Below are 11,969 nucleotides of genomic sequence, written 5' to 3'. Positions count from 1 at the left end.
GTCGTCCGCCACGTTGGCCGCGGCCCATTCAACCACCTGCCGGTGCCCCTGCGCATGGGCGCCGAAGCTCCCCCGCAGGGGGCGCCTAGCCCAGGCGTTTCTCCATGAAGATGCTGGCCGGGTGGTCCGGGTAATCGCCGAACGGTCCGCGTTCCACGTAGCCGTGGCGGGCGTAGAGGCGGCGCGCGGCGGCGAGGGTGTCGCCGGTCTCGAGCCGCATCGCCGCCGCGCCCTCCGCCCGCGCGCGGGCCTCGAGCGCCGCGAGGAGCGCGTCGGCCACGCCCCGGCCGCGGGCGGCCTCGGCGGTGAACATCGACTTGATCTCGGCCGCGTCGCCCGTCACCGCCACCGCCCCGCAGCCGAGGGCCGCGCCGGTCCCGGCGTCCCGCGCCAGCAGGAAGGTCACCCCCGGCCCGGCGAGATCCTCGACCGAGAAGGCGTGGTTCGCCTCGGCCGGGAACAGCGCCGACATCAGCGCGTGGCTGGCGCGGATCAGCGCCAGCGCGTCGGGGTCGTCGGGCGGGGTGGGGGCAATGTCGATGTCGATGGGCATGGGCAGACTCGCGTGCGGAACGGACGGGCAGGGCGGCGCCCCGGCGGGCGGGCGCGGGCGGCCGAAGGAAGACGGCCGGAGGGCGGCGGACCTGAGGAGGCGGCCGCGCGGGGCCGGACGTGCGCGGGGGCGCAGCCGCGCCCCGGCGTATGGGTCGGCGGGCGTGCGGCGGCGGCCGGAGGATCCCGCCGCCGCCCCCCGTCCGGTCAGCCCTTCGCGCCGTCGATGGCCTGCCAGAGCTTGAACGGCGTGAAGGGCGGCTCGGGGATCTCGGCCCCGATCCGCTCCAGCGCGTCATGCACCGCCAGCGCGGCGGCGGGCAGGGCGGCCACCGTCCCCGCCTCGCCGCAGCCCTTGACCCCGAGCGGGTTGGTGACCGACGGGATCTCGTTGTACTTGAGCTGGAACCCCGGCAGGTCCTGCGCCCGCGGCATCTGGTAGTCCATGAAGCTCGCCGACAGCGGCTGGCCGGTCTCGGCGTCCCAGCGCATCGCCTCGTGCAGGATCTGCCCGAGGCCCTGCACCACGCCGCCATGCACCTGGCCCGCGACCAGCAGCGGATTGATGACCACGCCGAAATCATCGACGATGTCATAGCGGGTCAGCTCCAGCGCGCCCGTCTCGCGGTCGATCTCCACCTCGGCCACGTGCGCGCCATTGGGGAAGGTCGCCTCGCGGTCATCCACCGCGCCGGTCCCGTCGATCCCGCCCATCTCGGCGGCCACCTCGGTCAGCGTCACGCTGCGGTCGGTGCCGGCGATGCGGTAGGCGCCCGCCTCGGGATCGAACTCGATGTCCTGGCGGCCCGCTTCGAGCAGCTTCTCGGCCCCCTCCATGCCCTTGTCGATGATCTCCTCGCCCGCCTTGAGGAACACGCGCGACGCCATGATGAGAGAGCGCGAGCCGCCGGTGCCGCCGCCCGCGGGCAGGGCGTCGGAATCGCCGTCGAGCAGCCGGATCGCCTCGTACGGGACGCCGAGCTGCTGGGTGATCAGCTGCGCCCAGGCGGTCTCGTGCCCCTGGCCGGTGGACTGGGTGCCCACGGCGGCCTCGACGATGCCGTCGGCGCCGATCTTCACCGTCGCCCGCTCCACCGGGCCGCCGCCCGTGCGCTCATAGTAATAGACGAGGGCGCGGCCGAAGAGCTTGCCCTTCGCTTCCGCCGCCGCGCGGCGGTCCTCGGCGCCGTCGGACATCGCCAGCACGTCGTCGATGTTCCGGCCCGGGTCGAGGCTGTCGAAGGTCATCCCGCCCTGGGCGGTGTAGGGCAGCTGCTCGGGGCGGATCAGGTTGCGCCGCCGCATCTCCACCGGGTCGATGCCGAAAGCCTTGGCCCCGGCCTCGATCGCGTGCTCGGTGACGTTGATGATCTCGGGCCGCCCCGCGCCCCTGTAAGCATCGGTGGGGGTGGTGTTGGTGAAGGCGCCCTGCACCTCGATATGCATGGCGGGCACGTCATACATGCCCCCCAGCAGCCCGGCCGAGAACAACGAGTGGATGCCCGCCCCGAAGGAGGAGCAATAGGCCCCGAGGTTCGACACGCTTTTCCCGCGGATCGCGGTCATCTTGCCTTCCGCGTCGAAGGCGGCTTCCACGTCCGTCACCAGGTCGCGCGCCTGCGCGTCGGACAGGAAGCCTTCCGAGCGGGTCGAGGTCCATTTCACCGGCCGCCCGGTATCCTTGGCGGCGATGCACAGCAAGCCGTCCTCCGGGTGCGCCTGCAGCTTCATGCCGAAGCCGCCGCCCACGTCCGGGGTCTGGACCCGGATCCGGTCCGGCTCCACCCCCAACTGGCGCGAGAGCTTGGCGCGCAGCGCGTGGACGCCCTGGGTGCCGGACCAGACCAGCCAGCGGTCGTCCTCATACCGCACGTTGCTGGCGCGCGGCTCCATCGGGTTGACGACGATGCGCTGGTTGCGCACGCGCAGGGAAACGGTCTTGCCCTTCGCCTCGGCCTCGGCGAAGGCGGCGTCGGTCTTCGCCCGGTCGCCCATCTCCCACGCATAGGCGCGGTTGCCCGGCGCGACATCGGGGTGCAGCTCCGGCGCGCCCTCGGCCAGCGCGGCCTCGGCGTCGATCACCACCGGCAGCTCGTCGATGTCGAATTCGATCAGCTCCGCCGCGTCCTCGGCCAGCGCGCGGCTCTCGGCCACCACCATGGCGATGGGCTGGCCGACGAAGCGCACCCGCCCGCGGGCGAGGTGGGACAGCTCGGCCAGCGCGACGGGCGCGCCGTCGGTCTGCTCCACCGGGGCCTCGTTCATCAGCGGCTTCAGGCGGCCCTCGATCTCGGCGCCGGTATAGACGGCGATCACGCCGGGGGCCGCGGCGGCCTCGGACGCGTCGACCGAGACCAGCGTTCCATGCGCCACGGGGCTGCGCAGGAAGGCCGCGTGGGCCTGTCCGGGGAACGTGATGTCGTCAACATATCGCCCCGTTCCGCGCAGAAAGCGGTCATCTTCCTTACGACGGACAGGCTGCCCGATCCCGAATTTCATGAATGCATCCTTTCTGCGCGAGGCCCCCGGCACGCTGCGCCGCAGCGCGCCGAAGCCGGAGCCTATATGCCCGACAAGGGGACGTGCAACGCCGGCATGTCATCGAAGAAACAGCTTCAACCGGCTGTTCCCCTTTGCGTTCTGTTCGGTCATAGTGCGTCGGTACGCGTGATTCAGGGGGGGCGTCGGTCTTGCGTGACGGCGACCGGATAGCGGTGATCGGAGCTGGTCTCGTGATCTTCGCCGGGCTCATGGGCTCGGTGAATCATGATGAACAGGTCATGGCCGCATTCGTGGAGGACGGCGGCTACATGCCGACGGACGACGCCGTGTCCCTGGAGGCCGGCGGCGCCTATCTCATCGACGTGCTCGCGAACGACATCGGCCTGCCCGAGGGCGCGGGCGACAAGATGCTGATCCTGGTCAACCCCGCCTGCGGAATCGCCACCCGCGAAGAGGGCATGATCTCCTACGCCGTGGACCCGTCCTGCTCGGGCGAGCTGTCGCTGACCTATTGCGTGCCCGCGGGGGACGTGTGCCCCTCGGCCACGCTGAGCGTCACCGTGATCCCGGCGCCCGACGCGGGCTTTGACGACGGCGCGGGCGCGGTCTCGGCGGTCGATCCGACCCTGACCGGGGGCAACGCGACCCGCGAATTCGGCGCGGAAGCGGCGACCCCCGACATCTCCTTCGGCGACACGGACATGGCCGGCTTCACCGGCAGGCTGCCCAGCATGGGCGGCGCGCTGGGCGCCGTCGGCCCGGTGGGAACCGGCCTGCCCGCCACCGCGGGCGGCGCCGGCGCGCCGCGCCCCGCCGCCACCTCGCCCTCGGCCGCGCCCGGCGCGCCGTCCGCCGTGGCCGAGGGGCCGTTCGACCTCGACGCCGAGACCGAGGCCGACGCCTCGCTTCCGAGTTTCGGGGCCATCGCCGCCGTCACCGGCCCGACCGAGACCCGCAAGCGCCGCAAGCCGCGCTCGGTCTACGCCTCCCCGGCCATCGAGGGGCTGAACGTGGAGCGCCCGCAGCGCCCGTCCGGCGTCGCGGCCCCCGCCGCGGTTCCCGCCGGCGCGCGCGGCCCCGAGGACCTGGTCACCGCGCCGGCCGAGCGGGTCCGCCTGGCCCAGGCCGAGGCGGTGCGCCGCTCGGGCCCGATCCTGCCCGAGCCGCATGACGGAACGCCCTCGTCGCTGGTGGTCCGCCAGACCCCGCGCATCGGCGAGGCGACCGGCCTCGCCTGGGGCGGGCTCGCCGACCACGAGGGCGGCACGCCGATCGCCCCGTTCCTGTCGCCGCTGGCCGAGTTCCGGGAGCTGGTCTCCCTCTCCGCCGCGCCGCTGACCGAGGGCTCGGTGCCCGAACCCGTGAGCTGGACCCGCGTCGCCGCCCTGTGGGGGATCGAGACCGGCTTCACCCACGCGCTGCCGCTGTCGGACAGCCCCGCGGCCCGGCTCGACCCGGGGATGGAGCCGCTGGCCGAACTGATCGAGGCGCTCGGCCCGCTCTCGCCGCCCGAGGGCTTCTACACCATGGTGTCGCTCGATCCGCACGCGCGCCATGACCGCACGCAGTCCGGCGACATCGCCCCGGTTCCGCCCGCCTCCGGCCGCCCGGCCGCGCAGGTCGAGGAGCCGACCGAGCCCGCGCCCGACGCGCTGCGCCGCCTGCGCTCGGCCATCGCCGCGCTGCTGGGTCAGCCCGAGGGGCCGGCCGAGCCGAAAGGCGCGCCGTCGCCCGCCGCCGCCGTGGCCCGGGCCGAGGCCGCCGCGCCGCTGCCCTTCCCCGAGCGCGACGCGACGCCCGAGCGCCAGCTGCAGGAGCGCACCGAGCCGGCGCCCGGATACCTGTCGGGCTTCGGCGCCGACCTGGCGCGCGTCGCCGGCGCGCCGCGCGACGTGGGCCGCCCGCAGGGCGTCGCCTTCCGCGCGCTGCCCGTGGCCGCGCCCGCGCCGGTCTTCGTCGCCGCCACGGTCGACCTGTCCCCGGCCCGGATCCCGGCGCTGGAGCCGACCGAGCCGCTGCCGCCGACCCTTGCGGGCTGGGAGGCCGGGATCGCCGAGCAGCCGCCGATGCGGGTCTCGGTGAACCTGACGCTCTCGGGCGCCCGCGACATGCCGGTGCGCGCGCGCCGCAACTTCCAGACGCTGGCCGGGCAGGGCGCCCAGTCGCAGCGGCTGGTGATGCTCGACCAGGCCCCGCGCAACCTGAACAAGGGCGAGCGGACCGAGCCGCTGCCGCTCAACCTGCGCCGGGTGCGCAGCTTCCCGCCGCTGCTCTCGCAGCGCGTGCGGATGACCCCCGATTTCTACGGCGTCGGCCTGCCGCGCCAGGGCTTCGCGGTGCGCCGCTACAAGGAGCTGGCCCCGCTCGGCGCCGCCGCCCGGCCCTTCATGGGCTTCGAGCCGGAGCTGCCGGTGCGCGCGGATCGCCCCGATCCGAACCCGCCGAGCCGCGAAGAGGCGCTGGCCGCCTCGCTCGCCGCCGGGCTCGGCCCCTTCGTCGGCCCGGCGCCGACCGCGTCGCGCGTGCCCTTCGACGCGGCCCCGGCCGCCCGCGCGCCGTCCTGGCCCGAGATCGGCGCCCCGGCGCCGCTGGTCCTGGCCGCGGCCGAGCCGATCACGGTGGAGGCGCCCGAACAGAAGGCCGCGTCGATGACCCTCGCGGCCCTGTCGCCGCAGGAGCCCGCGGCGGACGCCGTGCGGCCCGCCGCGACGCTCGCCGCCGGCCCGGCGCCCGACTGCCCGATCCAGCTCAGCGCCTTCCCGGCCTCGGGCGGGCTGATCCAGGTCTCGGCGGTCTCCGACTGCCGCGCGGGCCGGGTCGCGGTGCTGCACCTCGAGGACCTGCGCATCGCGCTGCGCTTCGACGATGCGGGCGTGATCGAGGCCTCGGTGCCCGGCGTCGCCCGCGACAGCCGCCTGAAACTGGTCGACGGCGACGCCGAGGCGGTGCAGCCGGTGACCCTTCTCGACATCGGCGGCGTCGACCGCGTCGCCATCTCCTGGGACGACGAGGTCGACCTGAACCTGCACGCGTTCGAATTCGGCGCCGGGCTCGGGGATGCGGGCCATGTCTGGGCCGGCGCGGCGCCGAATGAACGCGCTTACCGGCGCGGCACGACCGGCCTCGTGTCCAGCTTCCCGGCGCTCGACGGCAAGGGCCGCTCGGTCGAATTCTACAGCTTCAACCGGGGGCGGCGGTCGCCGACCGGCCGGATCGTCCTGGCGGTGGAGTTCGCCTCCCGCGGGACCGAGCCGACGGCCCCCTATTGCGACGGCGATCCGCTCGCCTCGCCGTCTTTCCGCGTCCACAACTTCGACGGCGGGGTGATGGACGGCGGTTCCGCGCGGATCTTCGAGGCGGCGCCCTGCGGCGTGACGCTGGAAGACGCATCCATGTATCAGAGGGACCTGGTTCAGGGCTTCATCGTCGTGAACCGGTGAGTGAAGGCGCATGATCGTCCGGTTGCGCGAAGACCGCGTGAGCATTCGGGGACGGACATGTTCCAAGCGTAAAGAGGGAGCGAGGACCCTACGATGATGACGAACAAATTCAGCCGGCTCGCCATCGGTGCAGCGGCGATCGCCCTGTTCGCGGGCGGCGCGATGGCGGAGACGGTCACCCTGAAGTCGTATGACGGCGCGGTGGCCCTGACCGGCGATCTCACCAAGTTCGAGAACAACACCTATTACCTGCGCACCCTGATCGGCGAGATCGCCGTCAGCGCCACCCAGGTGTCGTGCGAGGGCGCCGGCTGCCCCGAGATCGAGCTGAGCGCCGAGTTCGCCATCAAGGGCTCGGACACCATCGGCGCCGCGCTGATGCCGGCCCTGCTGCTCGGCTATGCCGACCAGCTCGAGGCCGACGTGGTGCAGTCCCGCGGCGCGACCGAGGGCTCCATGTCCATGGAGCTGCTGGGCGCCGACGGCGAGGAGCTGGCCAAGGTGGACCTCGAGTCCGCGGGCTCCTCGACCGGCTTCCGCGCCATGCTGTCCAATGACGCCGCCATCGCCATGTCCTCGCGCCAGATCCGCGACGAGGAGATCGAGCGCTTCGCCGGCGCCGGCTTCGAGGGCATGACCACCCCGCAGCGCGAGCAGGTCCTCGCGCTCGACGGTCTCGCCGTCATCGTGTCCCCGGCCAACCCGGTCGACTCGCTGTCGATCCTCGACATCGCCGACATCTTCTCGGGCGCGATCACCAACTGGGACGAGGTCGGCGGCCCCGACCTGCCGATCACCGTCGTCGCGCGCAACGATGAATCCGGCACCTTCGGCGAGTTCAACGCCCAGATCCTGCGTCCGAACGGCGTGGAGATCGTCCCCGAGGCGAAGCGCTTCGAGAGCAACGAGCTGCTGTCGGACGAGGTCGCCGTGACCCCGGGCGCCATCGGCTTCACCGGCCTTCCCTACGTGCGCTCCTCCAAGGCCGTGGCGATCCGCACCGAGTGCGGCCTGGTCGCGACCCCGGACAGCTTCGGGATCAAGACCGAGGAATACCCGCTGGCCCGCCGCCTGTACCTCTACACCACCGGGGCCGCGCTTCCCGAGCAGGCGCAGAAGCTGCTGGACTACACCAAGTCGGATGACGCCCAGCAGGTGATCGCCGACGCCGGCTTCGTCGACCAGGGCATCGACGTGCGCCCGGTCAACATGCAGGGCGTGCGCTTCGCGATGGCCTTCACCGACCCGTCGCCCGAGTTCAGCTTCGGACAGATGCGCGAGCTGATGAACGAGCTGATGAGCGCGCAGCGCCTGTCGACCACGTTCCGCTTCAACCCGGGCTCCTCGCAGCTCGACAACAAGGCGCAGGGCGACGTCGAGCGTGTCGTCGACTACCTGATGCGCCCCGAGAACGCGGGCCGCGACGTGATGCTGGTCGGCTTCACCGACTCGGTCGGCCGCTCGGACCTCAACCGCGCGCTGTCCTTCCGCCGCGCCGACCAGGTCCGCGCCTCGATCGTCGAAGCGGGCGGCCAGTCGCTGCTCGAGCGGGTGAACATCCGCGTGCTCGGCTATGGCGAGCTGGCGCCGGTGGGCTGCAACGAGACCCTGCTGGGCCGCTCGATCAACCGCCGCGTCGAGATCTGGATGCGCGACGCGCTCTGATCCGCGCCTGACACGGCTGGAAATGGCGGCGGCCGGTCCCGGAAGGGGCCGGCCGCCTGCTTTTGGCGGGGGAAGGAGGGCGAGGGGCCGCCGGTCCCCCGGGCCTGCCGCCCGCACCCGCAGGCGGGGAGGCGCGCGCCGCCGCGCCTGCGCGCCGGCCCGTCCCCCGGCGCAGCGCCGACAGGGCGCGGCGCGGGCGGAGGAGCGAGAGGGCTCGTCCCGCCCCGCGGACGGCCGCGCCCGGGCGGCGCGGTCGCCGGGATGCGCCCGCTCCGTTCAAGGAAAAGATCGGTGGAAAGGAGGCTTGGCCCGCGGCTTGCGCCCCGCGCCCGAGCTCCGGGACCCGGTGCGCCCTACGTGGTGCGCGACCGCCCGGCGCCCGCGCGCCTTACGCCTTGCGCGACCGCTCGGCGCGCTGCGCCCGCAGCCGCTCGCGCGCCGCGCGCCGCCGGGCCTTCGCCGCCGCCCGCCGCTCGCGCAGCTGGATCCATTTCTCGTCGATCGGCAGCACCAGGCGGATCGGCGGCTGGCCCTTGCGGGTCGGGTCCGCGCGCCAGGCCATGATGAATTTCAGGTCCATCTGGCCCATGTAGATGATCGACCCGAGGAACATCAGCGTCACGAAGATCAGCAGCGGCGGCTTGGCCGAGATGTCGGGCGGCAGGCTCAGCAGCACCGGCTCGCTGCGCCCCATGCTGGTCGAGATGATCAGCGTGTTGATCACGTTATGCCCGAAATGCAGCCCCGCCGCGGCCCCCAGGTTGGCGGTGCGCGAGGTCACCGCCGCCATCACCAGCCCGAACACCAGGCTCAGCCAGTTCAGCCCCAGCGGCATCCCCTCGGACGGGTGCAGGAAGGCGAAGAGCAGCGAGGGCGCCACCGACCAGCCCAGGATCGACCAGGACCGCGCGGCGAACTGCTGAAGCATGTAGCCGCGGAACATCAGCTCCTCCGCCGCCGTCTGCACGAACAGCAGCGGCAGCGCGGCGCAGAGCAGCAGCAGCCAGTTCTCCAGCGGCATCACCGTGATCCCGGTGACGTTGGTGTAGTGCAGCCAGGGCAGCCACGCCGCCGCCCCGAGGGTCAGCGAGACCGCGAGGCCGATCCGGTAGTGCTTCCAGTTGATCCGCCCCAGCGGGCCCCAGAGGGTGTGGAACGGCCGGCGGTGCAGCACCCGCAGCACGATCCACAGCGCGGGCCAGTTGCAGGCGAAGGTGGCGAGCATCAGCAGGAACGACAGCTCCGAGCTCGGCCGCGCCGATTCCGTCAGCGTGCCGCGCAGCGCCTCGGCCCCGCCCGAGGGCCGCAGCCCGTAGAGCAGCACGTCCATCCCCTGCCGCATCACCGTGCCCATGCCGACCCCGAGCGCGATCACGATGATCACGCCGAGCACGGTGCGCCAGATTTCGGCCGAGCCCCGCGCGGGCGCGCTGAAGTCGTTCAGCGGGTGACGAAAGCGAGTCATGTTCCGGGGGCGCTCCTTCAACGGGAACCCAAGACCTAGGGGCCCCGGCGGGCATCGTCCACCGCAGAAGCTTGACGGGATGCGAACGTGAAGGGGTGCGCGTGGTCGCAGGGGGCGGACGGCCCCCCGCGCCGCCCGGGCGGCTTGCGCGCGGGGGCGGGGAACCTTAAGGCTTTGTTCGCATTCCCGCGTCTCCGCCCGGCCCGCCGCGGCGCCGCGGCGCCGGGAGGACAAGAGCGACGAGACCGACGAGACCGACGCGCGGGCGAAGCCCCGCGAAGGGACCGAGGAGGGGCGCAGCCCCCCGGACGGAAGAGCGACGGGGCGCAGCCCCCCGGACGGAAAAGCAACGGGGGAAGCCCCCCGGACCGAAGAACAAGGGGGGAAAGCCCCCCGGACAGAAGAACAAGGGGGCGAAGCTCCCGGCGCCCGCGCCCCGGCCGGCCCGCGCCGCGCCCCCGCCCGGGGGCCGCGCCGCCCGGGCCGTCCCCCGCGGGCTCAGGCAGGAAGGACGCCGATGCACGCCGACGCCCAGACCCCCGACCGAGGCGGCCCCCGCGCCGCGCGCCCCCCTGCGCCCCGGCGGCGGGGGCAGGTCTCCGGGCGGTCCGGCGAAGCGCCTGGCGCGCGCGAGGGCCGAGGGTCCGCTGCACGGCCCGCCCCGCGCTTCAGCGTCCCCCGGGCGTCCCGCGCCGCCGCGCTGCTCGCCGTCCTCGCGCTCTCGGCCTGCGCGCCGCAGCCGGGCGGGCGCGGCGATCTCGGGGTCTCGCCCGGCGCCGACGGGCGCACGGTGGTGCGCGCGGGCGGCCGGCAGGTGGTCATCGCGCCCCCCGCGGGCTTCTGCGTCGACCCCGCCGCGGTGCAGGTCAGCGGCGACGCCGCCTTCGTGCTGATCGAGGATTGCGCCCTGGCCGGAGAGGCCGGACCCGACGGCCCGCCCGAGGCGGAACCGCTGGTGATGGGCGGCATGATCACCCTCTCGGTCGGGAGCGGGCCGCTCTTCGCCGGGGGGGCCGAGGACCGCCCCGAGGCGGCGCGACGGCTCGAGGCGTTCCTGCGCTCGGACGAGGGGCGCGCCTCGGCCGGGATGGGCGGAACCCCCGAGCAGATCCGCATCATCGAGACGCGCCGCCTTCCCGACGCGCTCTTCGCGCTGGTCGAGGATGACGGGCGGGCGGCGGCGCCGATCCTCGGCCCGCGCATCTGGCGCGCCTTCACCGAGCTCAACGGCCGCGCGGCCATCGCCTCGCTCGGCGTGTTCGAAACCTCGGCCATCGGCGAGGCGGCGATGCTCGCGCATCTCGCCCGCGTGGTGGCGGCGCTGAAGATGGCCAATGGCGACGCGATCAGCCCCGAGGAGGCGCAGCTCGCCCTCGCCGCCCCGCGGCCGCAACGGCGCCCCGAGGGGGCGGAACGGCGGCTGAACGCGGGCGGCTACTCGGCCCGTCTGCCCGCGCCGCGGCCCGGGGGCGCGGAGGTCGCGCCCGGCGCGGTCGCCGTCGCCTCGCGCACCGGGGCGGTGATCCCGCCCGCGGCGCCGCGCGCGGACGCGGCGGCGGGACTGGCGGGGGAGGATGCGCCCGCGATGCGCGAGGCCCCGCGCGAGGCGCCCCTGGCGCCGCCCCGCGCCCGCAGGGGCTGAGGCGCGGCCGGGGCGGGCAAGGCGCGGCCGGGACCGCGGCGTCAGCCCGCGCGCCCCAGCGCCACCGCCAGCGCCCCGGCGGCGATCAGCGCCAGCCCGGCCCATTGCAGCGGCCCGAGCCGCTCGGACCACAGCAGCGCGCCCAGCACCGGGACCGCCACGATGGCCCCGCCATAGACCAGCGGCGAGACCAGCGCCGCGGGCCAGCCCTTGGCCGCGAGCCGCCCCATCACCAGCATGAAGACGGCGATGCCCACCCCTCCGGCCAGGCCCCAGGCGAGGCCGGGCAGGGCGAGACCGGACAGCCCCCCGCGCCAGAGCGATCCCCCGGCGAAAACCAGCGGGATAAGCGCCCCGCACAGGTTGATGAGCGTGACGACGAGGGTGGAATCAGCGGAAAGCGGCCCGCGGCTCAGGGCGACGACCATGAGCGTGTAGGACGCGATCGCCAAAAGGATCAGCCACATGGCGGACCTCCGGGTGAAGCGTTGTACATGTCAGGGATCGCGGCTCCGGCGGGAACGCTATGCGCGGCCCGCCCGCCTTTTCGACTGGAAAGGATGATCCACGCAGAAGGGGGCGCGGTCAAATGAGAAATGTGGGTGCGGGGCGGCCCCGGGGGAGGAGAGGCCGCGCCCGTCTGCTCCCGCTCGGCCCGGGTCAGGCGCCGCTCGGGCGCCGGGGTCAGCCAGATGTCGAGGTC

At 74.0% G+C, this 11,969-nt stretch carries 7 protein-coding genes; 3 read left to right on the top strand and 4 right to left on the bottom strand.

Annotation, left to right across the window (positions count from 1 at the left end):
* Positions 1 to 85: 85 nt before the first annotated feature.
* Both ACQ5SO_RS20665 and ACQ5SO_RS20660 read right to left on the bottom strand, forming a co-directional pair.
* Positions 86 to 553 carry a GNAT family N-acetyltransferase gene (locus ACQ5SO_RS20665; RefSeq protein ID WP_430943548.1) on the bottom strand — a complete coding sequence of 156 codons (468 nt, stop codon included), beginning with the start codon at positions 551 to 553 and terminating at the stop codon, positions 86 to 88.
* Positions 554 to 759: 206 nt separating this feature from the next.
* Entirely contained in the window at positions 760 to 3,051 is a 2,292-nt protein-coding gene (locus ACQ5SO_RS20660; protein ID WP_430943547.1) for a xanthine dehydrogenase family protein molybdopterin-binding subunit, read from the bottom strand.
* A 281-nt stretch (positions 3,052 to 3,332) separates the two neighbouring features.
* Here ACQ5SO_RS20660 and ACQ5SO_RS20655 point away from each other — a divergent pair, with 281 nt between their 5' ends.
* Positions 3,333 to 6,494: a hypothetical protein gene (locus tag ACQ5SO_RS20655; protein ID WP_430943546.1), complete on the top strand. Its 3,162-nt coding sequence runs from the start codon at positions 3,333 to 3,335 to the stop codon at positions 6,492 to 6,494.
* A gap of 96 nt (positions 6,495 to 6,590) precedes the next feature.
* Positions 6,591 to 8,159, top strand: a complete 1,569-nt coding sequence (locus ACQ5SO_RS20650) for a substrate-binding domain-containing protein (RefSeq protein ID WP_430943545.1) — start codon at positions 6,591 to 6,593, stop codon at positions 8,157 to 8,159.
* A gap of 388 nt (positions 8,160 to 8,547) precedes the next feature.
* Here the strand turns inward: ACQ5SO_RS20650 and ACQ5SO_RS20645 are convergent, their stop codons facing one another.
* Positions 8,548 to 9,624, bottom strand: coding sequence for a lysostaphin resistance A-like protein (locus ACQ5SO_RS20645; RefSeq protein ID WP_430943544.1), 1,077 nt, complete (start codon positions 9,622 to 9,624; stop codon positions 8,548 to 8,550).
* 517 nt (positions 9,625 to 10,141) lie between these two features.
* Between ACQ5SO_RS20645 and ACQ5SO_RS20640 the strand changes: the two genes are divergently transcribed.
* Positions 10,142 to 11,266, top strand: coding sequence for a hypothetical protein (locus tag ACQ5SO_RS20640; RefSeq protein ID WP_430943543.1), 1,125 nt, complete (start codon positions 10,142 to 10,144; stop codon positions 11,264 to 11,266).
* Between the two features lie 41 nt (positions 11,267 to 11,307).
* Here the strand turns inward: ACQ5SO_RS20640 and ACQ5SO_RS20635 are convergent, their stop codons facing one another.
* Entirely contained in the window at positions 11,308 to 11,733 is a 426-nt protein-coding gene (locus ACQ5SO_RS20635) for a hypothetical protein (RefSeq protein WP_430943542.1), read from the bottom strand.
* Positions 11,734 to 11,969: the final 236 nt, after the last annotated feature.

It is taken from the genome of Rhodovulum sp. DZ06 (genome assembly GCF_050586345.1).
In the GTDB taxonomy this organism is placed as follows: domain Bacteria; phylum Pseudomonadota; class Alphaproteobacteria; order Rhodobacterales; family Rhodobacteraceae; genus JBOCEF01.
Note: the sequence above shows the minus strand (reverse complement) of the source record. Positions and strands in the feature narration are given on the sequence as shown.